General features: G+C 68.4%; 17 protein-coding genes. 9 read left to right on the top strand and 8 right to left on the bottom strand.

All coding sequences use genetic code 11. The features are described 5' to 3' along the window. Window positions 1-15: 15 nt before the first annotated feature. Window positions 16-918, bottom strand: coding sequence for a patatin-like phospholipase family protein (locus ACAD63_RS28340; RefSeq protein ID WP_135703864.1), 903 nt, complete (start codon window positions 916-918; stop codon window positions 16-18). 280 nt (window positions 919-1198) lie between these two features. Then, window positions 1199-1942 (bottom strand): YceH family protein, encoded by a 744-nt coding sequence (locus ACAD63_RS28335; protein WP_135703865.1) that lies wholly within the window; start codon window positions 1940-1942, stop codon window positions 1199-1201. Window positions 1943-2154: 212 nt separating this feature from the next. On the opposite strand from ACAD63_RS28335, the gene ACAD63_RS28330 reads away from it, so the two are divergent. Next, window positions 2155-3912 (top strand): FAD-dependent oxidoreductase, encoded by a 1758-nt coding sequence (locus ACAD63_RS28330; protein WP_135703866.1) that lies wholly within the window; start codon window positions 2155-2157, stop codon window positions 3910-3912. Window positions 3913-3920: 8 nt separating this feature from the next. Here ACAD63_RS28330 and ada read toward each other — a convergent pair whose 3' ends face one another. Both ada and ACAD63_RS28320 read right to left on the bottom strand, forming a co-directional pair. After that, window positions 3921-5015 carry a bifunctional DNA-binding transcriptional regulator/O6-methylguanine-DNA methyltransferase Ada gene (ada, locus tag ACAD63_RS28325; protein ID WP_240745776.1) on the bottom strand — a complete coding sequence of 365 codons (1095 nt, stop codon included), beginning with the start codon at window positions 5013-5015 and terminating at the stop codon, window positions 3921-3923. 8 nt (window positions 5016-5023) lie between these two features. Beyond that, the gene (locus tag ACAD63_RS28320; protein ID WP_434034665.1) at window positions 5024-5800 is read right to left on the bottom strand and encodes a 2OG-Fe(II) oxygenase; all 777 of its coding nucleotides are present in this window, start codon (window positions 5798-5800) and stop codon (window positions 5024-5026) included. 254 nt (window positions 5801-6054) lie between these two features. Between ACAD63_RS28320 and ACAD63_RS28315 the strand changes: the two genes are divergently transcribed. Then, window positions 6055-6534, top strand: a complete 480-nt coding sequence (locus ACAD63_RS28315) for a DUF1348 family protein (protein ID WP_133093316.1) — start codon at window positions 6055-6057, stop codon at window positions 6532-6534. A 99-nt stretch (window positions 6535-6633) separates the two neighbouring features. On the opposite strand, the gene ACAD63_RS28310 is transcribed toward ACAD63_RS28315, so the two are convergent. Next, window positions 6634-8406: a dipeptidase gene (locus ACAD63_RS28310; protein WP_434034114.1), complete on the bottom strand. Its 1773-nt coding sequence runs from the start codon at window positions 8404-8406 to the stop codon at window positions 6634-6636. Between the two features lie 257 nt (window positions 8407-8663). On the opposite strand from ACAD63_RS28310, the gene ACAD63_RS28305 reads away from it, so the two are divergent. The 4 genes from ACAD63_RS28305 (at window position 8664) to ACAD63_RS28290 (ending at window position 14100) form a co-directional block, all read left to right on the top strand. Next, a complete protein-coding gene (locus ACAD63_RS28305) occupies window positions 8664-9395 on the top strand; it encodes a glutathione peroxidase (protein ID WP_135703868.1) in 732 nt (243 codons plus the stop codon). Window positions 9396-9588: 193 nt separating this feature from the next. Then, window positions 9589-10980: a dihydrolipoyl dehydrogenase gene (locus ACAD63_RS28300; RefSeq protein WP_434034113.1), complete on the top strand. Its 1392-nt coding sequence runs from the start codon at window positions 9589-9591 to the stop codon at window positions 10978-10980. 122 nt (window positions 10981-11102) lie between these two features. Continuing rightward, window positions 11103-11651: a TetR/AcrR family transcriptional regulator gene (locus ACAD63_RS28295; protein WP_135703870.1), complete on the top strand. Its 549-nt coding sequence runs from the start codon at window positions 11103-11105 to the stop codon at window positions 11649-11651. A 244-nt stretch (window positions 11652-11895) separates the two neighbouring features. After that, on the top strand, window positions 11896-14100 hold the full coding sequence (locus ACAD63_RS28290; RefSeq protein ID WP_135703871.1) for a TonB-dependent siderophore receptor: 2205 nt from the start codon (window positions 11896-11898) through the stop codon (window positions 14098-14100). Between the two features lie 9 nt (window positions 14101-14109). On the opposite strand, the gene ACAD63_RS28285 is transcribed toward ACAD63_RS28290, so the two are convergent. Both ACAD63_RS28285 and ACAD63_RS28280 read right to left on the bottom strand, forming a co-directional pair. Then, window positions 14110-14631: a DsbA family protein gene (locus ACAD63_RS28285; RefSeq protein ID WP_135703872.1), complete on the bottom strand. Its 522-nt coding sequence runs from the start codon at window positions 14629-14631 to the stop codon at window positions 14110-14112. Between the two features lie 510 nt (window positions 14632-15141). Then, a complete protein-coding gene (locus tag ACAD63_RS28280) occupies window positions 15142-15816 on the bottom strand; it encodes an SOS response-associated peptidase (protein WP_195427452.1) in 675 nt (224 codons plus the stop codon). A 261-nt stretch (window positions 15817-16077) separates the two neighbouring features. Here ACAD63_RS28280 and ACAD63_RS28275 point away from each other — a divergent pair, with 261 nt between their 5' ends. Beyond that, window positions 16078-17736, top strand: a complete 1659-nt coding sequence (locus ACAD63_RS28275; RefSeq protein WP_434034112.1) for an AMP-binding protein — start codon at window positions 16078-16080, stop codon at window positions 17734-17736. A 147-nt stretch (window positions 17737-17883) separates the two neighbouring features. Then, on the top strand, window positions 17884-18615 hold the full coding sequence (locus ACAD63_RS28270; RefSeq protein ID WP_434034111.1) for a BON domain-containing protein: 732 nt from the start codon (window positions 17884-17886) through the stop codon (window positions 18613-18615). A 19-nt stretch (window positions 18616-18634) separates the two neighbouring features. Here ACAD63_RS28270 and ACAD63_RS28265 read toward each other — a convergent pair whose 3' ends face one another. Next, complete coding sequence (locus ACAD63_RS28265; RefSeq protein WP_243736804.1) at window positions 18635-19735, bottom strand: helix-turn-helix domain-containing protein; 1101 nt, start codon at window positions 19733-19735, stop codon at window positions 18635-18637. A 197-nt stretch (window positions 19736-19932) separates the two neighbouring features. Here ACAD63_RS28265 and ACAD63_RS28260 point away from each other — a divergent pair, with 197 nt between their 5' ends. Further along, window positions 19933-21192 carry a M20/M25/M40 family metallo-hydrolase gene (locus ACAD63_RS28260; RefSeq protein WP_434034110.1) on the top strand — a complete coding sequence of 420 codons (1260 nt, stop codon included), beginning with the start codon at window positions 19933-19935 and terminating at the stop codon, window positions 21190-21192. Window positions 21193-21329 lie beyond the last annotated feature (137 nt).

Raw genomic sequence — 21329 nt, 5'->3', positions numbered from 1 at the left:
CCCCAGGGGGCGCCGTCAGTGCGGAGCGGCCGCCGGGATATCGGTGCTGCAGCTGGGCGACGCGTCGTCGTGCGAATGCACGTGCAGCGCGCCCGGGACATGTCGGCTCTCCAGGCCCTTGGCCTGCAGCCACCGGGCGGTGGTGGCGGCGGCGCGGTCGATCAGTTCGCCGCAGCGCGTGTAGTCGTAGGGCGAGATATCGAGCGGGCACAGCGGGGGCACCACGCTGATATGCGCCCGGTCGGCAAAGTGCTGCAGGTCGTTCACCAGTTGGCGCGCCACCAGCAGCGACAGCGCATTGAAGGCATGTTCCAGCGCGCCGCGCGGCGCCCGGCGCTCGGCGCAGGTGAAGCCCGCGGGCAGCACGATCACTCGGGTGGCGCCGAGGGCGACCGCGGTGGATACGGGGGTATTGTTGGCCACGCCGCCGTCGATCAGCGTGCGGCCTTCGAACTGCACCGGCGGGAACACGCCGGGAATGGCGGCACTGGCCAGCACCGCATCCACGATGTTGCCGCGCGAGAGCAGCACCTCATCGCCGCTGTTCATGTCGGTCGCGACCACGTGGAGGGGCAGCTCGGCCGCTTCCAGCCGGCGCGGCCCGAAATGCCGCGCCAGCAGCGCACGCAGGCCCGCCGACTCGACCAGGTGTCCGCGGCTGCGCCCGACCATGCCGAGCACGCTGCGCCAGCCCCACGGCATGATGTCGGCGCGGCGGATGCCGCGCCACAACTGGTCCAGCTGGCCGGCGCCGGCAACGCCTGGGTTGCAGGCGAAATAGGCCCCGTTGATCGCGCCTGCCGAGGCGCCAATGACGATGTCGGGCGTCACGCCCCATGCCACCAGCTCGCGCAGCATGCCGACCTGGATTGCGCCGAGGCTGCCGCCGCCGGCAAATACGAAGGCTGTCTTGTCCATGGCTGTCGTGATGGCGCGGTGCGTCCGCGCTGTCTCCCCTTGCATGTCGGCTCGCGTGTCGCGACCCTGGCAAAAGCATAACCGACACCGGACCGGCTCGGCATGATGGTGTCCCCGAAGCGCCGGTCCGTCACGTCGGCGTTCTGTGCCTGAATAATGCAATTAACCGCCAGGCGCAAATTTTCCACAACTTCAGGCACGGCTGGCCTCAGGAGGATCCTCGCTGGCAGTACCCGGGGCCCCGGCAGAGCATGCCGGGACGCGGAAAGTTCTGGGTGCGCTATTCCAGGAATTCGTCGGGAGCAATCCCGAGCTGGCCGGCCATATGGTCGACGAGGGCCTGCAAGCGCGCGACCTTCTCCGAGAGCGCTTGGTGTTCCGCGCGCAGTTGGGCAAGTTCGCCGGTAGTCCCGGCGCCCGCGTCGGCACTACCTTGGCCGCCGCCGTAAGCCGCCTCCTGCGCGGCTTCCAGCCCCGCATCGCCGCCCAGCAGGTGCATCCAGCGGTGCTCGCGCGCGCCGGGCGCACGCGCCAGCCGGACCACGAAGGGCGGCTCGCGCTCGGCCAGTTCATCCAGGAACCCCTCCACCGCCGAAATATCGGCAAACGCGTGCAGGCGCGCCGTGTTCAGGCGCAATTCCGCCGCGGTCTGCGGCCCGCGCAGCAATAGCATTGCAAGCAGCGCGACTGACTGGCTCGGCACGGCCAGCGCGCGCTGCATATTGTGTTCGAAGCGCGGCACGCGGCTGCTGCTGCCCTCGAAGACCAGGCTCAGGTGCTTGAGCCCGTCGATGGCGTCGAGGATCTCGGGCTCGCTCACGTTCATGACGGGCGCGCGGGCGGTCTTCTGGTTGCAGCCGGAGGCGAGGGCATTGAGCGACAGCGGATAGGTGTCGGGGACGGTGTGCTGTTTTTCCACCAGCACGCCGAGCACGCGGCCTTCCACGGCTGACAGGGGCCGCGGCGCGGGGCGGGCGGGGCGTTCGCCAGGCTGGCTGGCGTCGGAGACGGAATCGGGTTGCATCAAGACTCTGGGTTGGACTCGGGCGGCGCCTGCCGGCCTGGCGGCGCGCTCCCATTCAAGCGCAAGGCAGCGCCAGGCGCAACTATGCCATGCCGGCGCTGCCGCGCCGCGGTTTGCGCCTGGTTCGTCCCTCGCATTCTGCGGCGTGCCGTCTAATATCGATAGGCCGCGCTGCCACCGGCTGCGCGCGTACCGACTACTGGGGGGCCAACATGGCGATTTCACAGGCGGAAGCGATGGCAACGGGTGCCACCGATGGCGAGGCTGGCGGAGCGGGCGCAACGTCCGACGGCGCCGGCCTGGAAGCGCCGTACTCCACTCTGGAGTCGCGCTGGCACCAGATGTTCCCGCAGCTTGGCGCCGAAGACATGGCACGGGTGAAGCGCTTCGGCACGCCGCAGCGCTGGCGCGCCGGCGAGAAGCTGTTCTCGATCGGCCAGACCGGGCGTGGCATGTACCTCGTCACCAGCGGCTGCGTGCGCATCGTGCGCCGCGACGGGCTGGGACGCGAGCACACGATCACTGAACAGGGACCTGGCCACTTCCTGGCCGAGGTCGGCACGCTCAGCGGCCGGCCGGCCCTGGTCGACGGCGTCGCCTTGAGCGACACCGACGGCTACGCAATCACGCCCGAGCGCCTGCGCGCGCTGCTGGTGGCCGAGGCCGAGCTGGGCGAGCGCATCATGCGCGCGCTGATCCTGCGCCGCGTCGGCCTGATCGAGTTCGGCAGCGGACCGGTCCTGGTCGGCCACGGCACCGAGCCGCTGCTGCTGGCGCTGCAGGCGTTCCTGCGGCGCAACGGCTACCCGCATACCGTGATCGACATGGACGTGGACGGCGACTGCTCGCTGCTGCTCGAGTACGCCCACGCGCCCGCGAGCGACTTCCCGCTGGTGATCTGCCCCGACGGCCGCGTGCTGCGCGCGCCGGACGAGGGCCAGCTGGCGTCATGCCTGGGGTTGTTGCCGGAGTTCGACCCGCACCATGTCTATGACGTGGTCGTGGTGGGCGCGGGGCCGGCTGGCCTGGCCACAGCGGTGTATGCGGCATCCGAAGGGCTGTCGGTCGCGGTGATCGACTGCCGCTCGCCTGGCGGCCAGGCTGGCGCCAGCGCGCGCATCGAGAACTATCTGGGCTTTCCCACCGGCATCTCCGGGCAGGCGCTGGCCGGACGCGCCTTCGTGCAGGCGCTGAAGTTCGGCGCGCATATCGCCATCCCGCTGGAAGTGAAGGCCCTGCATTGCGGCACCGACCCGATCCGGCTGGAGCTGGTCGACGGACGCATGATCCCGACCCATACGGTGGTGATCGCCACCGGCGCGCAATACCGCCGGCCCGGCATCGAGTCACTGGAGCGTTTCGAAGGGCGCGGTGTTTACTACTGGGCCTCGCCGGTGGAGGCCAAGCTGTGCCGCAACGAACCCGCGATGCTGGTCGGCGGCGGCAACTCGGCCGGGCAGGCCGCGGTCTACCTGGCGTCGAATGCCGCGCACGTGCATATGCTGGTGCGCGGCCCCGGGCTCGCAGCGACCATGTCGCGCTACCTGATCGACCGCATCGGTTCGCTGCCCAATGTCACGCTGCATACCCATGCGCATATCACCGCGCTGATGGGCAATGGCTGGTTGTCTCGGGTGCGCTACGACGCGCCGGGCGAAAGCCCCACGCCGGTGGATATGGACGTGCGCCACCTGTTCCTGTTCATCGGCGCGGACCCTAACGCGAGCTGGCTGCGCACCTGCCATGTCGAGGTCGACGACAAGGGCTTTGTGCGCACCGGAGGCGGCGAACTTGGCTGCGCGGCGGCGGTGCCCTATCCGCTGCAGACCAGCGTGCCGGGTGTCTTCGCCATCGGCGATGTGCGCTCGGGCTCGACCAAGCGCGTCGCGGCCGCGGTGGGCGAGGGCGCTGCGGTGGTGGCGCAGATCCACGACTACCTGGCCAAGGTGCAGCTGGCGGCGGCCCGATAGCGCAAGCTTCAGCCTTTTGCTTCGCGCGCAAGCAAATCGCGCTTGCGCGCAACGCCCCAGCGGTAGCCTGACAGGCCGCCGTCGCTGCGCACGACGCGATGGCAAGGAATCGCCACCGCCAGGTGGTTGGCCGCGCAGGCCTGCGCCACCGCGCGTACCGCCCGCGGCGCGCCGATGCGGGCCGCGATCTCGGCATAGCTGGCGGTGCTGCCCGGCGGGATTTCTTGCAGCGCTTGCCAGACGCGCTGCTGGAAGGCGGTGCCGCGCACGTCCAGCGGCAGCGCCAGGCCGGTCGCTGGCGCCTCGACAAAGCCCACCACCTGCGCCACCAGTTGCTCGAACCGCGCGTCGCCGCCGATCAGGTTGGCGCGCGGAAACTGGTCCTGCAGATCCTGCAGCAGCGCCTGCGGATCGTCGCCCAGCAGGATCGCGCAGACGCCGCGCTTGCTCTGCGCGACCAGGATCGCTCCCAGCGCGGACTGGCCGATGGCGAAGCGGATATCCGTGCCGGCGCCGCCAGCGCGGTAGCGCGACGGCGTCATGCCGAGTACCGCGTCCGCGGTCTCGTAGAAGCGGCTGTTGGAGCCGAAGCCGGCGTCGTAGATGGCCTCCGTCACCGATTCGCTGCTGCCCAGTTGCGTGCGCAGCTTGCTGGCGCGGTGCGCGGCCGCGTAGGCGCGCGGGGTCAGGCCGGTCGCGGCCTTGAAGAGCCGGTGGAAATGGTAGGGGCTGACGCCGGCGGCGCGCGCCAGTTCGGGCAGCGCGGGCAAGGTATCGGCCGCTTCGATGCGGCGGCATGCGTCGGCCACCATGGCGGCGTGCTGTGCGGCCAGCGCGGGCGGCGCGGCGCGGCGGCTTGGCCGGTAGCCTGCGGCTTCGGCCGCCGAGGCGTTGTCGAAGAACTCGACATTGGCCGGATGCGGCAGCCGCGACGGGCTGCTGGGCAGGCAATAGACGCCGGTGGTCTTGACCGCGTAGACAAAGCTGCCGTCGGCGGCGGGATCGCGCGCCAGCACGCGCGCCCAGCGCGGGTCGTTCTCGATGGCGGATTTGTTGTCGGTGCTGCCGGCGTTGTGGCGCGGCCCTGGCATGGATGCAGGCATGTCGATCCTCAGCTGGCGTCGTGAAAGATGATGCCGAGCATGTAGCGCTGGCCCGCATGCAGCCGGCTGACGCCATGCCGCAGGTTGACCCGGTAGCTGCCGCGGCTGCCTTGCACGGGCCGCTGGCTGACGGCGAACACCACTGCATCGCCCTGGCGCAGCGACACCACTTCGGCGCGCGACTGCATGCGCGGGCGCTGCTCGGTCATCACGAACTCGCCGCCGGTGAAATCGCGTCCGGGCTCGGACAGCAGCACCGCCACCTGCAACGGAAACACATGTTCGCCGTACAGGTCCTGGTGCAGGCAGTTGTAGTCCCCCGGGCCGTAACGCAGCAGCAGCGGCGTGGGACGCGACTGGCCGGCCTGGTGGCAACGCGCCAGGTAGTCCGCGTGCACGGCGGGAAAGCGCGTGTCGACGCCCATCGCGGCGTTCCAGCGGTTGGCGACGGGCACCAGGCGCGGGTACAGCGCCATGCGCAAGGCGCCGACGATGTCGGGCAAGGGATAGGCGAAGTACTTGTACTCGCCCTGGCCGAAGCCGTGCCGCGCCATCACGATGCGCGAGCGGTACAGCCCGTCCTGCTGGTAGCGCGCGGCGAGCGCCCGGCATTCCGCTTCGGCGAGCAGGCCCCGGATGGCGGCGCAGCCGTACGCGTCGAGCTCGCGTTCCAGCGTGGCCCAGTCGATGCCATCGACGCGCGCGCCGATGGGCGCTCGCACTGGCGGCTGGCGCCCGATTTCCTGCGGGGCCGGCACGGGGCGGCGTGGCCCGCCTACCGCCATCGCGCGTGGCTGGTGGCGCTGTGCCTGCTTGGTCGTCACTGCCGTTCTCCGGTGTTGGCTTGCATGGTGCCCACTTTAGGCCGGGTAGCCGGCGGTGGCACTCCGGGTCTTGCTTTTGAATTCTGCACGAGAAATCGCCTTGACAAGACAGATCTGTCTACAAATAATGAGACAGGTCTGTATCATTGCAACTCGTTTCGAGCGCCGATCCAGGCCGCCAACCCGTCCACCTTTTGCTTTGCAGGAGAACGCCGATGTCCGCCCAACCCGAAATCCGCCCGCCACTGCCTCCTTTCACCCACGATTCCGCCGTCGCCAAGGTCCGCGCCGCCGAAGATGGCTGGAACAGCCGCGACCCCGAGCGCGTGGCGCTCGCCTATACCGTCGACAGTGCCTGGCGCAACCGTGCCGAGTTTGTTAAGGGCCGCGCGGATATCGTCGCCTTCCTGCAGCGCAAGTGGCAGAAGGAACTGGACTACCGCTTGATCAAGGAGCTATGGGCGCACGACGGCAACCGCATCGCGGTGCGTTTTGCCTATGAATGGCACGACGATTCCGGCAACTGGTACCGGTCGTATGGCAACGAGAACTGGGAATTCGATGAGGCGGGACTGATGCGGCGCCGGTTCGCCTGCATCAACGATGCGCCGATCCGGGAGGCGGATCGCAAGTTCCACTGGCCGCTGGGGCGGCGCCCGGACGGGCATCCTGGGTTGAGCGAACTGGGCCTGTAAGCGAAGAACTGCTGTTGTTTGCTTCCCAACTGCTGTTGTTTGCTTCCCTCTCCCTGTGGGAGAGGAGAGCAAACAAGCGGCTTGCGGGTCAGCCCAGCGCTACTGCATCTTGTCCAGGTTGCCGATCCGCACCAGCATTTCCGTGAACATCTGCATGTCGAGGTTCAGGTCGGGCACTTCCTTGTACTCGCGCGCATTGTGCGCGGTGTACTTCTTGCCCGGCATCGCCGGCCCGAAGTTGATCGCATTGGGCATCAGCTTGGCGGTGGTGCTGCCCGCGGTCGCGACCGGCTTCGCTTCCAGTCCGGTCGTGTCGCCGAAGATATTGAGCAGCGTCGACAGCCAGGCGCCCTTGGGGTCGCGCGCCATCCAGTTGCCCTGGTCGTACTTGATCTCCACCGGCCCGTGCGTCGCGGCCCAGCCGAAGATGCGCTTGGTGATGCGGGCGCCCAGTTCATCAGGCGTGCGTCCGCGCGGCATGCGCACGTTGGTGACCACGTCGACATACTCGCCGCGCTCGCGCACCAGCGTGGGCGACATCGTCAGTGGCCCCATGAAGGTGTCGCGATATGCCAGCTCCATCTTGTTGCCGAGGTAGTCAAGCCCGTACAGGTCGTTCAGGTAGCGCACCGCGTTCAGGTAGTGGTTGTCGGCAAAGCGCATGCCGCTGGCCTGCAGGAACAGCGCCAGCCGCGGCAGCGGGTTGACGCCTTCTTCCGGACGCGAGCCGTGCGCGGAGGCGCCGGTGACCTTGACTTCGACTTCATCGCCCTCGCGCTTCACATCGATCGAGAACTTGCCGCGCGGCGCGTTGCGGCGCACGAAGTCCGCCTTCGCCTGTTCGAGCGCTGCGGCCACCGCGGCGGCATCGCCGCCGGCAATGCGCGCGGTGGCGGTCTCGGGAATGGCATTGGCCGAGGCGGCGCCGCGCATGGCCACGATGGCGGGGCCCTTGCTGTCTGCCTTGCCGCGCTCGGCCTTGCCGTCGGCCGACTTGATGCCGAACGAGACCGTCAGGGTGCCGGCGCCTTTCTCCGCGACCACGGCGGGGTACTTGCTGTCGAGCACGATGTTGTACTCCGGCAGCGTGGTGTGCTGGCGGTAGTACTTCATGCCGTCGCCGCCGGTCTCCTCGGTGGTCTCGATCATCAGGCGGATGGTGCGTTCCAGCGGCACGCCGCTTTCCTTGACGGTCTTCATCGCATACAGCACGGCTGCGATCGAGCCCTTGTCGTCGATGGTGCCGCGCCCGTAGAGCTTGTCGCCCACGCGCGTGAGCCGGAACGGATCGAGGCGGGTGCCGTCGTCCAGCACCCATTCCTCGGCCACGGCGGGAACCACGTCGGCGTGCGTCAGGATGCCGAAGGTGTCCTTGCCGCCGCCAGGCAGCGTGACTTCGAACACGCGGTTGTCCACGTTGCGGTAGGCCAGCCCGAAGTCGCGCGCCATGCCTTCCACCAGCTTGCCGAACTCCACGATGGCGGGGTTGTCGTGCTGGGCGATCTTTTCATCGCGCACGGTGCGCAGCGCCACCATCTTGCCGATGGTGTCGATCACCGCCGTCTCGTTATGGACGCGGTTGTAGACGCCCAGCAGGCGGCCGATATTGACCAGGTTGTCGCCAGCCAGCGGCGCCCTGGCCTGCCAGGCGGCGACGGCCGGGGCGACCGCCGGCTCGGCCTTGGCGGCGGATGCCATGAAGGCCTGCAGGTCGGGCGGCGTGGCGGCGCGGGTGCTGCTCACCAGCGCGTCCAGCGCCGGCTTCTTCAGGGTTTGCGCCTGCCCCGGGTGCGCGATCAGCAGCGATAGCGCAAGCAGGGCAGCCCACCGGCGTGGCGTCGGCCGGTGGTGCGGGCGGCAAGTTGAGGTCATTGCGAAGCAGGGTGTCAGGTTGGATGCCGCATGATAGGGCACTCGCCGGGGTTTGCTGAAGAAATATGGCGTCGAATGCGCGCGCGCGGTGTGCCCCGGGCCGCAATAACCGATTCCAATGCCGTATCAATAGCCAAAGACAATCAGTTCATTTGAAATGATGAATTGTACAAATCACATCCATGTCGACAGAATGAGGCCTTCGCTGCAACACGCAGCCGAACAACCGAATGAACCCAGACCAAGGAGTGATTCCGATGCTGCAATCCCGTGAAGGCCAACGCGTTCCCAATGTTTCTTTCCGCGTCCGTGACGACAACGAGTGGAAGACCATCACCACCGGCGAGCTGTTCAGCGGCAAGACCGTGGTCGTGTTCTCGCTGCCGGGCGCCTTCACGCCCACGTGTTCGTCCACCCACCTGCCGCGCTACAACGAGCTGGCGCCGGTGTTCGCCAAGCACGGCGTCGACGACATCCTGTGCGTATCGGTCAACGACACCTTCGTGATGAACGAATGGGCCAAGGACCAGGAGTCCGGCAACATCACCATGATTCCCGACGGCAACGGCGAATTCACCGAGGGCATGGGCATGCTGGTGGACAAGGCCGACCTGGGTTTCGGCAAGCGCAGCTGGCGCTATTCGATGCTGGTGCGCGACGGCGTGGTCGAAAAGATGTTCATCGAGCCGGAAGAGCCGGGCGACCCGTTCAAGGTTTCCGACGCCGACACCATGCTGAACCACATCGCGCCGGGTGCGCGCAAGCCTGACCAGGTGGTGGTGTTCTCGAAGGTGGGCTGCTCGTTCTGCGCCAAGGCCAAGCAGCTGCTGGACGACAACGGCTTCGACTACATCGACGTGCCGCTGGACAACAAGGTGCGCGGCAAGGTGCTGGGCGCCGTGTCGGGCGAGATGACCGCGCCGCAGGTCTTCATCAACGGCAAGCTGGTCGGCGGCGCCGAGGCGCTGCAGCGGTACCTGGCCAGCTAAGTGGCTAACTAAGTGGCCAACCAAGTGGCCAACTAAGCCGCTCAGATCCCTTCCTTTCCGCTTGCGCGGACCGGCAGTCGCCGGACCCGATGGCACCGTCTTGCCCGCGTTCGCCGGCAAAGGGCGGGGCGGTGCCATCCAGCCCGTTGATTGACCCCTGAATCACGCCATGACAACCAAGGAACCGTACGCCATGACTACCATCCAGACCGACGTCGCCGTGATCGGCGCGGGCACCGCCGGCCTTGCCGCCTACCGCGCCGCGATTGCCGCCGGCAAGCGCGCCGTGATCATCGAAGGCGGCCCGTATGGCACCACCTGCGCCCGCGTTGGCTGCATGCCTTCGAAGCTGATCATCGCCGCCGCCGAGGCCGCGCACGAACTGCGCCACACCGCGCCGTTCGGCGTGCACGTGGATGGCCAGGTCCGCATCGACGGCCGCGAGGTCATGGCGCGCGTGCGCGGCGAACGCGACCGCTTTGTCGGCTTTGTCGTGCGCGGCGTGGAGAATATCCCGGAAGCCGACCGGATCCGCGGCTACGCCCGCTTTATCGACAACACCACGCTGGAAGTGGACGGCCACACGACCGTGCGCGCCAGCCGCGTGGTCATTGCCACCGGCTCCAGGCCTGCGCTGCCGGCACCGTTCAAGGCCTTTGGCGACCGCCTCATCGTCAATGACGATGTGTTCGCATGGGAAGACCTGCCGGGCAGCGTGGTGGTGTTCGGGCCGGGCGTGATCGGGCTGGAGCTTGGGCAGGCGCTGTCGCGCCTCGGCGTGCGGGTGCGCGTGCTTGGCGTCAGCGGTTCGCTCGGGCCGCTGACCGATCCGGCGATTCGCGCCTATGCCGCCAAGGCCTTCAACGATGAGTTCTACCTCGACCCGGAGGCCAGGGTCAGCGAAATGGGCCGCGATGGCGACCAGGTGGTGGTGACCTATGCCGACCGCGAAGGCCACAGCGTGACCGAGCGCTTCGACTACGCGCTGGCGGCCACCGGCCGCGAGCCGAACGTGCGCGGCCTGGGCCTGGAAAACACCGGTCTGGCGCTGGACCAGCGCGGCGTGCCGGTGTTCGATCCCGAAACGCTCCAGTGCGGCAATGCGCCGGTGTTTATCGCCGGCGACGCCAACAACATCCTGCCGCTGCTGCACGAAGCTGCGGACGAGGGCAAGGCCGCCGGCGAGAACGCCGCCAGCTATCCGCAGGTAAGGCGGCTGTCGCGCCGGGCGCCGCTGGCAGTGGTGTTCTCCGACCCGCAGATTGCGATGGTCGGCCAGCGCTATGCCGACCTGGCCGAGGGCAGCTTCGTCACCGGCGAAGTCAGCTTTGAAGACCAGGGCCGCAGCCGGGTAATGCTGAAGAACCGCGGGCTGATGCATGTCTACGCGGACAAGGCGAGCGGTCGTTTCCTGGGCGCGGAATGGATCGGCCCGCGTGCGGAAAACATTGCGCACTTGCTGGCGTGGTCGTACCAGCAGGGCCTGACCATCGAGCAGATGCTGGGCATGCCGTTCTACCACCCGGTGGTGGAAGAAGGCTTGCGCACGGCGCTGCGCGACGCGGCGGCCAGGCTTGCGGCGTGACCGGCGCGCACGATTGCTAGACAGGTCTGTCTGTCATAGTATTGACGTAGCGAGGCCGGCTGGCGTTTCCTCGCCGCCGGCCTGTTTGCCGATACCCCTCACAGACCTTTCGCCGTGCCACCATGGCCAACCCCTCCGCCCGCGACCGCATCCTCGACACCGCCGCCCGCCTGTTCTACCAGGAGGGTTATCGCGCCACCGGCATCGACCGGATCATTGCGGAATCGGGCGTGGCCAAGATGTCGCTGTACCGGCATTTCGCTTCCAAGAACGACCTGATCTCGGCGTTCCTTGAGCGGCGCCATGACGAATGGATGGCCTGGTTCCGCGGCAACGTCGAGGCCCGCCTGGCCGCGCGCCCGCATCTGGACGTGATTGCCGACGCGCTGGCCGACTGGTTCGCCGCGGACTTCCGCGGCTGCGCCTTCATCAACGTGGTCGCCGAGGCCGGCGGCGATGCCCGCGCGGCCGAGCAGGCTGCCGCACACAAGCAAGAACTGGCGTCATTCGTTGCCGATATCGCCACGCGACTCGGGCTGAGCGAGCCAGCACAGGTGGCGCAGGAAGCCATGCTGTGCATCGAAGGCATGATCGTGCGCTACCAGATGCACCGCGACCCGGCTGTGATCGAGGCCGGGCGGCGGTTGCTGGGCAGGTTGCAGGGCGACTGAAAACAGGCTGGCGCCGCGGCGGCATGCGATGCCGCTTGCCTTTCGGTCTGGCCGGGTAGCGCCGGCGTGCCACAAATGCCTTCGCTTTTTCCTGAGGCATCCCTGGAAAAAATGTATCGCCTCTGACACATTCAGGCTACAATCGAAATTTAATTGCGAATTGTTCGTATTCGCAATTAAGAATTTCCAATGGCAAGCCACCGGCGTCTGTGTGCACGCCACGCTACATTTCCGTTCCTGAGTGATGTCCTTCAATCCGATCTCCCGGGCCAGGCCAACCCTTGCCCCTACCCGGCTGGCGCCTCCCCGCGGCCTTTCGCTGACCACCCTGGCCCTGAGCCTGCATGCCGGCGGCGTGTTTGCCCAGTCGGCGGCCACACCGCAGGCTGCCTCCGGCGCGGCCGCCGAATTGCCAGCCGTGACCGTGCGTGCGTCTGCCGCGGATGAAACCGCAACCGGCTCTGTGCACGGCTTCGTTGCCAGGCGCAGCGCCACCGCGACCAAGACCGATACGCCGGTGATGGAGACGCCGCAGTCGATCACGGTGATCACGCGCGACCGGATGGAAGCGCAGGGTGCGCAGTCGGTGCAGCAGGCTATCGGCTATACCGCCGGCGTCTATGCCGGGCCGTACGGCAATGACGCGCGCGGGGACTGGGGCAAGTTCCGCGGCACGGACTTCACGCAGTACCGCGACGGGCTGCTCAACCAGGTCGGCTTCTACAACAACGTGCGCGCCGACGTTTACGGGCTGGAGCGCATCGACGTGCTGCGCGGCCCGTCGTCGATGCTGTTCGGGCAGGGCGCGGTGGGCGGCATCCTGAACCTCGTCAGCAAGCGTCCGCAGGCCGAGGCCGCGCGCGAGGTCGGCGTGCAGTTCGGCAACTACAACCGCAAACAGGTGCAGGCTGACCTGACCGGCCCGCTCGATGCCGAGGGCAAGTGGATGTACCGGCTGGTGGCGCTGGCGCGCGACAGCGACACGCAGGTGGACTACGTGCCCGACAACCGCTACCTGATCGCGCCGTCGCTGACGTACCGTCCCAATGCCGATACCTCGTTCACGCTGCTGACCAATTTCCAGCGCGACGAAAGCGGGACCTCGGTCGGTTTCTTCCCGTGGCGCGGCACGCTCTATCCGAACCCGGGCGGGCAGATTCCCGATCACCTGTTCATCAGCGAGCCGGGCTACGACCGCTACAACGCCGAGCAGACCTCGGTCGGCTACGAGTTCCAGCACAAGGTCAACGATGCGCTGACGGTCCGCCAGAACCTGCGCTACTCGCACAGCACCGTGGATTACCGCAGCATCTACGCCGCCGGTTTCACCGGCGCGACGCACGGCTGGGTGCCCGGCAGCAGCACGCTGATGCGCCGCACGGTCTACCTGAACCAGCCGACGCTGAATGCCTTCGTGGTCGACACGCAGGCACAAGGCAACTTCCGCACGGGCCCGGTCGACCATACGCTGCTGGCCGGCATGGACTACCAGCATGCCGAGATCACCGGCCGTTCGGGCGTAGGCGGCACCGCTGCGCCGCTGGATGTATTCAACCCGGTCTACGGCAATTTCACGCTGCCTGGCACGCGCGACCTGAACCCCAGCAAGCAGATCCAGACCGGCGTGTATGTGCAGGACCAGCTGTCGTGGAACAAGTGGCTGCTGATGCTGGGCCTGCGCTATGACTGGTCGCGCGCGGCGCAGGACAACACGCCTGCGGCCAGCCGCGAAGACAACGAACTGACCAAGCGCGCCGGCCTGATGTACCGCTCGGACATCGGCCTGAACCCGTACGTCAGCTACACCGAGTCGTTCCAGGGCCTGCCCGGTTTCAACCGCTCCAACCAGGCCTTCAAGCCGCTGCGCGGTTCGCAGTGGGAGGCGGGGATCAAGTACCAGCCGCCGGGCAAGAATGCTTCGCTGACCGTGGCGGCGTTCGACATGCGCGAGAAAAACCGGAAGGCGGCCGGGGTGGTCAACGGCATTCCTGACCAGGTGCAGGTGGGCGAGGCCCGCACCCGCGGCATCGAGGTCGAGGCACTGGCCTCGCTGACCAATCGCCTTGACCTGATCGCGACCTATACCTACCTGGATGCGCGCGTGATCGAAGGCAGCGCCGCCGAGGTCGGCAAGCGCCTGGCCAGCACGCCGTCGAACATGGCGTCGCTGTGGGCCAATTACCGCTTCAAGCTGTTCGGGCTGCCGGGCTTCGTGGCCGGCGGCGGCGTGCGCTATGTCGGCCCGAGCTATGACGGCACCGACCAGAACCGCGTCGGCGGCGTTACGCTGTACGACGCCATGATCGCCTACGACCACGGCCCGCTGCGCGTCGCGCTGAATGCCAACAACCTGTTCGACAAGCAGTTCCTGACCACCTGCCTGGCACGCGGCGATTGCTACTTCGGCGCGCGCCGTACCGTGGTCGGCAGCGTGACGTACCGCTTCTGACGCGGCCGGCTAGGCTGCCAGCGCGGTATCGATGGCCCGCTGCAGCCGCTCCATGCCGAAGGTCACATCCTGCACCGTGCCGTTGACGAAGAACGCGGGCGTGCCCCGCACCCGGCAGCGCGTGCCGCCGTGCTGGTCGGCGCGGATGTGCGGCAGGTGCCGGTGTGTGGACATGTCGTTGTCGTAGCGATCGAGATCCAGGCCGGCCATGCCGGCGTAATGGCGCAGGGCGTCGGGCTTCAGCCCCTGCGGGTGCTCGTAGAGCATGCGGTACATCTGCCAGAAGCGATCCTGTGCCGCCGCGGCCTCGGCGCACTCGGCCGCCGGCTCGGCGGAAGGGTGCCAGTTGGCCATCGGGTAGTGCCGGTAGACAAAGCGCACCTGCGGGCCATAGTGCTCCAGCAGGATCTTCATGGCGCCGTAGGCGATGCGGCAGTAGGAGCATTCGAAGTCGCCGTATTCGACGACGGTGACCCTGGCGGTATCGGGGCCGACGGCATGGTCGGCGGCGGTGACGGCGACTTCCAGCATTGGCGTTCTCCGGTGCGTGCGCGGCAAGGCATGCGCGGATTCGCGGTGGGAGGTTCCAGTGTAGACGCCGCAGACGCCAGGCCAAGGGCCCGGCGCCGGCTACGGCACGATCGACAAGAACAGGTAGGCCGCCAGGATCACCAGGTGCACGGCGCCCTGCAGGATTAGATTGGTCAGCCGGGCCCTGGCGGATCGTCCTTGGCAGCGCAAGGCGGCCGGGTGGGCGGGCGCTCGCGTAGCGCCGGATGGTTACGCAGGATCCAGCGCGCGGCAAACAGTAATGCGACAAGGAACCCGAAAAAATACGCGCACAACGCGATGACGTTTTGCATGATGGACTGACCCGGGGATGTCGGCTCTTGTGGCCGGTGTGCGCGGCAGTATGCGCAGCATTCGCAACGTCCGACACCCTCTTGAGGGAGGGCTCGCGGCGTTTGGTGCCGGCCTTGAACCGGATTTGAACCGGATTTGAACCGGACTTACATCGGCCTGGCACCGTCTGCAGGCGGGTCAGTCGGCGTCCGGGATCGGCGCGCCGGTGATCTTGGGCGCCGGTTCTGCCTCCATGGCCGCGGCGGGAAGCAGCTTCAGGAAGGTGCGGGCGACTTCGGGGTCGCGACAGGCAAGCCACTCGTCCCATTGCTCGCGCGGGATGACGACCACTGAACGTTTCTCATCGCCTGGCTTGTGGAAGCGCTCCATCACCGGATGCTGCCCGGAGTTCACCGTCAGCATAGTGAAGGACAGGCTCGCATCGGGCCAGCCGCGCCACAGGCCGGCGATGCCGAAGGCGGGCTCGCCGGGCAGCCAGACGCGCCAGCGCACCGGCTTGCCGGGCGGGCCACCCGGCATCGCGACCTCGGGGTAGGCGTACTCGTAGAACGCCGTAGCCGGCACCAGGCACAGCTGCCCCTGGCGCCAGTAGCGGGCGAAGGCAGGGCGCTCGCCGACGGTTTCGCTGCGCGCGTTGGTGGTGTCGTAGCGGCGCGTGCCGGGCGGGATGCGCTGCCGCGGCACCATGCCGAACGACGCCAGCCCGGCATGCCGCACGCCGTCGTCCGTAGCGCGCACGATCGGCGCCAGGTAATCGGGATAGGTCTCGGCCTTGAAGACGCCCGGCGGCGGCTCCACGCCAAAGATGTCGCGCAGGATCTGGCGCTGGACCGGGGCGTAGTTGGTGCACATGCGCTGCCCTCCTTGCCGTGATGCACGTATCGTCGGCGCCGGGCCGCATGGCGTCAAGCGCACCGCGCGTTGCGTCCGGGGCATGGCAAAAACCGTCAGGCGCGCTGGCGGAATCGGTTATTGCCCGCCGGCCCGGCAGTGCCGCACACTGCTGCGGCAGCCGCGCCACGCGGCACCGATGATCACAGACCATCACAGACGATAACAGGCACCATGTCCCGGGCAGCGTCCGAGGCAGGAGCCGGACAAACTGGAGACACCATGCGCGACTACGCCCAGGCCTACGACGGCTTTTCCTATGACGAGGCGGTGGCCCGGCAACTGCACGGCAGCCTCGATGCGATCAACGCCTGCGTGGAATGCTGCGACCGCCATGCCGAGGCTGGCCGCATCGCGCTGTACTGGGAAGGCCGCGACGGCAGCGCGCGCAGCTGGACGTTTGCCGAACTGCAGGCGCTGTCGGCGCAGTTTGCCGGCTTTTTGAGGGCGCAGGGCGTGCAGCCGGGAGATCGCGTGGCGGGGCTGCTGCCGCGCACGGCCGAGCTGCTCGTGACCATCCTGGGTACCTGGCGCGCCGGTGCGGTGTACCAGCCGCTGTTCACGGCGTTCGGTCCCAAGGCCATCGAGCACCGGCTCAACAGCTCGGGCGCGAAAGTGGTGGTCACGGATACCGTCAACCGTCCCAAGCTCGATGAAGTGGAGGGCGCGCCGCCGGTCGTCACCGTGGCCGGCACCAGCGAGGCGCCCGGGGACGCAGCTTCCGGCGATTTCAGCTTCTGGGCCGAGCTGGCGCGCCAGCCTGCCAGCTTCGAGCCGGTCATGCGCGGCGGCGACGATCCCTTCCTGATGATGTTCACCTCGGGCACCACCGGGCCGGCCAAGCCGCTGCTGGTGCCGCTGAACGCCATTGCCGCGTTTGCCGGGTACATGCGCGACGCGGTCGACCTGCGCGACGAAGACGCCTTCTGGAACCTGGCCGACCCGGGCTGGGCCTACGGCCTCTACTATGCGGTGACGGGGCCGCTGTCGCTGGGGCACGCCACCACCTTCTACGATGGCCCGTTCACCGTGGAAAGCACCTGCCGCGTGATCCGCAAGTACGGCATCACCAACCTGGCGGGATCGCCCACCGCCTACCGGCTGCTGATCGCCGCCGGGCAGGCCGTGTCGGAACAACTGCGCGGGCAGCTGCGCGCGGTCAGCAGCGCCGGCGAGCCGCTGAACCCCGAAGTGATCCGCTGGTTCGCCAGCGAGCTGGACGCGCCCATCCACGACCACTATGGCCAGACCGAACTCGGCATGGTGCTGTGCAACCATCATGCGCTGTCGCACCCGGTGCGCATGGGCGCCGCGGGCTTTGCCAGCCCGGGCCACCGGGTGGTCGTGGTCGACGACGAGCAGCGCGAACTGCCCGCCGGGCAGCCCGGCACGCTGGCGCTGGACCTGGAGCGCTCGCCGATGTGCTGGTTCGGCGGCTACCATGGCACGCCGACCAGTGCGTTCGCCGGCCACTATTACCTGACCGGCGACTCGGCCGAACTCAACGACGATGGCAGCATCAGCTTTATCGGCCGCGCCGACGATGTCATTACCACCTCGGGCTACCGCGTCGGCCCGTTCGACGTGGAAAGCGCGCTGATCGAGCATCCGGCCGTGGTCGAGGCCGCGGTGATCGGCAAGCCGGACCCCGAGCGCACCGAGCTGATCAAGGCCTTCGTCGTGCTCGACCGGCAGCACGCGGCCACGCCCGAGCTGGCCGAGGCGCTGCGCCAGCATGTGCGCAAGCGCCTGGCCGCCCATTCCTATCCGCGCGAGATCGAGTTCGTCGCCGAGCTGCCCAAGACCCCAAGCGGCAAGGTCCAGCGTTTCATCCTGCGCAACCAGGAGGTGGCGCGCGCCCGCGAGGCGGCCGCGGCCTGAGCCCGGACGCCCCTGGACCGCTTCCTATAATGAGGAAGCGGTTGCCAGGTCCCCGGCGGTGATGGAGGCCGCGGCGCCGCGCCAGGCGCGCCCGCAGGCCGGGCGCACGTCTTCTCATCTCCAGACCATTCGGGCGAGGCGATCAAAATGCAGACTAGCGAAGCGGTGCTGACGCAGGCGCGCGCAGCCTTGGCGCATGTGCCTTATCAGGGGCATGTTCTCCATCCCACCATCCAGTTGCGGCTGTCGGACGGCGCGCTGATCCTGGAGGGCGAGGTAGCCGATATCGTCGACAAGACCCGCGCGGCCACCGCGCTGCGGCGCGTGGACGGCGTGACCAGCGTGATCGACCACCTGCGCGTGATGAACGGCAGCGTCACCGTCGGCGACGGCGAACTGCGCGATGCGGTATGCGAGCGCCTGCTCAATGCCATCGAATTCCGTAGCTGCAGGATCTGCGCGCGCGTCAAGGGCCAGCACGAGACCGTGCGGGAGCCCGTGGGCGAACGCAGCGGCTGGATCGAGGTCGAGGCGCATGACGGCGTGGTGACGCTGTGGGGCCAGGTGATCAGCCTGTCGCACATGCGCCTGGCCGGCGTGCTGGCCTGGTGGTCGCGCGGCTGCCGCTGCGTGGTCAATGAGCTGGTGGTGGCACCCGCCGAAGCCGACCGCGACGACGAGATCACCGAGGCGCTGATGCTGGTGCTGGAGACCGATCCCTTTGTCGACGCGGCCCAGGTCAGCGTGCGTACCGAAGATCGCGTGGTCACGCTGGAAGGCTGCGTCGCCAGCGAGAATACGCGCCGGCAGGTCGAGCGCGACGCGTGGTACGTGCAGGGCGTGGAGGACGTGGTCAACCACATCTCGCTGCGCGCCTGACCTTGCCCCTTGCCGCCGCCTAGCCCGGCATGCCGCGCCGGGCCGCCGCATCCTCCATGCGCCAGTAGCGCCGCCGCGCGCGCAGCGCGAAGCGCGCGCGATAGTCCGACATCGACATCGCCGCGATGCGCTGGAACAGCCGCCTGAACGCGGCCGCGTCGCTGTAGCCGCAGGCTTCGGCGATCGCCTGCGTGCCGTGCAGCGTCACCTCCAGCAGCATGCGCGCGCGCTCCACGCGCAGGGTGTGCAGGTAGTCCAGCGGCGTCATGCCGGTGACCTGCCGGAAATGCCGCAGCAGGGTCCGCTCGCTGACCGCCGCGGCCTGCGCCACCGCAGCCAGCTGGTAGGGCTCGGCCACATGTTCCTGCAGCCACTGGACAGCCCGGTAGACCGGGCTGTCCGCCGTGCGGCTGAGCCAGCGCTGCGACACCAGCGCCGGCACGCTGCGCTGGCGTTCGGGCTGGTACAGCATCAGCTGCGCGGCGGCCTGCGCCAGGTCGGGGTCGTGCAGGTGGCCCAGCACGCGCAGCATGAATTCCACCTGCAGCGCGGGCGCCACGCATGAGAACACCTGCCCGTGCACGCTCATGGCCTGGTCCCCGCCCAGGTCCGCGCGCGGGAACTGGTGCGTCATCCAGCTCTGGTACATCCACGGCGCGCCGCTGCGGGCGCCGTCCAGCAGGCCGAGCTGCAGCGGCAACAGCATCCCCGACGAACACGCGGCAAGCCAGCCGCCGGCTGCCACATGGCGCTCGACCATGCGCAGCGCGGCGGTATCGCCGCGGACGATGTCGCCGAGCTGGTGCGCATTGCTGGCCAGCAGGGCCGGGATCACCAGCAGCGAGCGGCTGCCCGCGGCGCGGATGCGGCGCGTGGAGGCTTCCAGGCCCGGCAGGTCGGCCGACAGCATGCGGCCGTTGGCGCCGCACAACTGCCAGCTCAACGTCGGCGCGGCATCGGGGCGCTGCAGGCTGGCCACGCCGGCGACGGTGCGCAGCACGTCGAGCGTGGTGAAGAGGGTGCCGGGCATCGCATGGGGCAGCCATAGCAGGCGGACATGCAAGGGTGTTGCGGACGCGGCGGGGGTGTCGGGGACCAGTGGATCAGTGGGGGCGCGCATGTCAGGGGCAATTGGTGCAGGGTCGATCGCGGGCCAGGCGTGGCGGGATCGGCATTGTGATTGGCGATATTGATCCTCCCCATGCCCGCTTGCAAGGGCTAGCATCTTGCACGTTGTGCCGTGCATGCCGGCGTTGCGACACGGCATGGCCCCAACAAGCTTCCAAGATCCCAACAAGACCAACCCGAGGAGATTCCATGCCGTTTTCCGTTCGACACGTTGCCGTTGCCGCCGCCCTGGCACTTGCCGGCGCAGGCCACCTGGCCGCTGCCGCCCAGCCTGATGCTGCGCTGCTGGCCGCTGCCCGCACCGCCCAGCCGGCGGTGGTGCAGTCGCTCAAGGAGATGGTGTCGATCGAATCCGGCAGCGCCAACGCGCAGGGCCTGGCCCAGATGGCCAGCTACACCGAGAAGCGGCTGCAGGCACTGGGCGCCAGGGTGGAGCGCGTGCCGGTCGCCAAGGGCCCGGGCACCATGGTCAAGGGCACGTTTATCGGCAACGGCAAGCGCCGCATCATGCTGATCGCCCACATGGACACGGTCTATCCGGAAAACACGCTGGCGACGCAGCCGATCCGCGAGGAGGGCAACCGGCTCTACGGCCCCGGCATTGCCGACGACAAGGGCGGCATTGCGGTCATCCTGCATTCGCTGGAGATCCTGAAGAACAAGGGCTGGCGCGACTACGCGCAGATCACCGTGCTGTTCAACCCCGACGAGGAAGTGGGTTCGGTCGGCTCCGGCGAAACCATTGCCACGCTGGCCGCGCAGCATGACGTGGTGCTGTCGTGCGAGCCCACTGCCGCCAAGGACGTGGTCAAGGCCGAGTCGCTGCTGCTGGGCGCGTCCGGCACCGCCACCGCCACCATGCAGGTCAAGGGCCGCGCCGCGCATGCCGGCGCCGCGCCCGAGCGCGGCCGCAATGCGCTGGTCGAGCTGGCCTACCAGCTGCAGCAGACCCGCGACGTCGGCGCGCAGGTGCCCGGCTCGCAGCTGAACTGGACCCAGGCGCAGGCCGGCACGGTGCGCAACCAGATCCCCGAAAGCGCGGTGGCCTATGGCGACGTGCGCACCACGGCCAGCGGCGCCGCCGAGAGGCTGAAAGTCGCGCTGCAGGACAAGGTCAGATCGGGCCAGCTGGTGCCCGACACGCAGACCACGGTGACGATGGAAGAAGGCCGCCCGCCGTTCGTCGCCGACGCCCGCGGCCGCGCGCTGGCCAGGCGCGCGCAGGAGATCTACGCCGAGCTGGACGGCCGCACGCTGGCACTGGCCGAAGGCACCGGCGGCGCCACCGACGCCAGCTACGCCGCGCGCTCGGGCAAGCCGGCGGTGGTGGAGAGCTTCGGCCTGGCGGGATACGGCTACCACGCGCGCGACGAGTACGTCGAGCTGGATTCGATCGTGCCGCGGCTGTACCTGATGACGCGGATCCTGGAGGATATTGGACGCAACTGAGCGGGCGCAACTGAGCGGGGCGCCATCGAGGCCCGGGCCGGTGTGCGGAGCATGGCACCCGCGGGCGCCGAGGTGGCGCGTCAGGTATGAGCCATGCGCCGCCGGCGGCCACAGGCCCCGGCATCCTGCTACAGTGT

The sequence above is a fragment of the Cupriavidus sp. a3 genome (assembly GCF_051015765.1).
Lineage (GTDB): Bacteria > Pseudomonadota > Gammaproteobacteria > Burkholderiales > Burkholderiaceae > Cupriavidus > Cupriavidus oxalaticus_A.
The sequence above is the reverse complement of the archived record's forward strand: the minus strand, read 5'-3'. Positions and strand labels throughout refer to the sequence as shown.

Coding starts and splice junctions, on each gene's coding strand:
- ACAD63_RS28340 (WP_135703864.1), bottom strand. CDS start 918: ATGGACAAGACAGCCTTCGTATTTGCCGGCGGCGGCAGCCTCGGCGCA.
- ACAD63_RS28335 (WP_135703865.1), bottom strand. CDS start 1,942: ATGCAACCCGATTCCGTCTCCGACGCCAGCCAGCCTGGCGAACGCCCC.
- ACAD63_RS28330 (WP_135703866.1), top strand. CDS start 2,155: ATGGCGATTTCACAGGCGGAAGCGATGGCAACGGGTGCCACCGATGGC.
- ada (WP_240745776.1), bottom strand. CDS start 5,015: ATGCCTGCATCCATGCCAGGGCCGCGCCACAACGCCGGCAGCACCGAC.
- ACAD63_RS28320 (WP_434034665.1), bottom strand. CDS start 5,800: ATGGCGGTAGGCGGGCCACGCCGCCCCGTGCCGGCCCCGCAGGAAATC.
- ACAD63_RS28315 (WP_133093316.1), top strand. CDS start 6,055: ATGTCCGCCCAACCCGAAATCCGCCCGCCACTGCCTCCTTTCACCCAC.
- ACAD63_RS28310 (WP_434034114.1), bottom strand. CDS start 8,406: ATGACCTCAACTTGCCGCCCGCACCACCGGCCGACGCCACGCCGGTGG.
- ACAD63_RS28305 (WP_135703868.1), top strand. CDS start 8,664: ATGCTGCAATCCCGTGAAGGCCAACGCGTTCCCAATGTTTCTTTCCGC.
- ACAD63_RS28300 (WP_434034113.1), top strand. CDS start 9,589: ATGACTACCATCCAGACCGACGTCGCCGTGATCGGCGCGGGCACCGCC.
- ACAD63_RS28295 (WP_135703870.1), top strand. CDS start 11,103: ATGGCCAACCCCTCCGCCCGCGACCGCATCCTCGACACCGCCGCCCGC.
- ACAD63_RS28290 (WP_135703871.1), top strand. CDS start 11,896: ATGTCCTTCAATCCGATCTCCCGGGCCAGGCCAACCCTTGCCCCTACC.
- ACAD63_RS28285 (WP_135703872.1), bottom strand. CDS start 14,631: ATGCTGGAAGTCGCCGTCACCGCCGCCGACCATGCCGTCGGCCCCGAT.
- ACAD63_RS28280 (WP_195427452.1), bottom strand. CDS start 15,816: ATGTGCACCAACTACGCCCCGGTCCAGCGCCAGATCCTGCGCGACATC.
- ACAD63_RS28275 (WP_434034112.1), top strand. CDS start 16,078: ATGCGCGACTACGCCCAGGCCTACGACGGCTTTTCCTATGACGAGGCG.
- ACAD63_RS28270 (WP_434034111.1), top strand. CDS start 17,884: ATGCAGACTAGCGAAGCGGTGCTGACGCAGGCGCGCGCAGCCTTGGCG.
- ACAD63_RS28265 (WP_243736804.1), bottom strand. CDS start 19,735: ATGCGCGCCCCCACTGATCCACTGGTCCCCGACACCCCCGCCGCGTCC.
- ACAD63_RS28260 (WP_434034110.1), top strand. CDS start 19,933: ATGCCGTTTTCCGTTCGACACGTTGCCGTTGCCGCCGCCCTGGCACTT.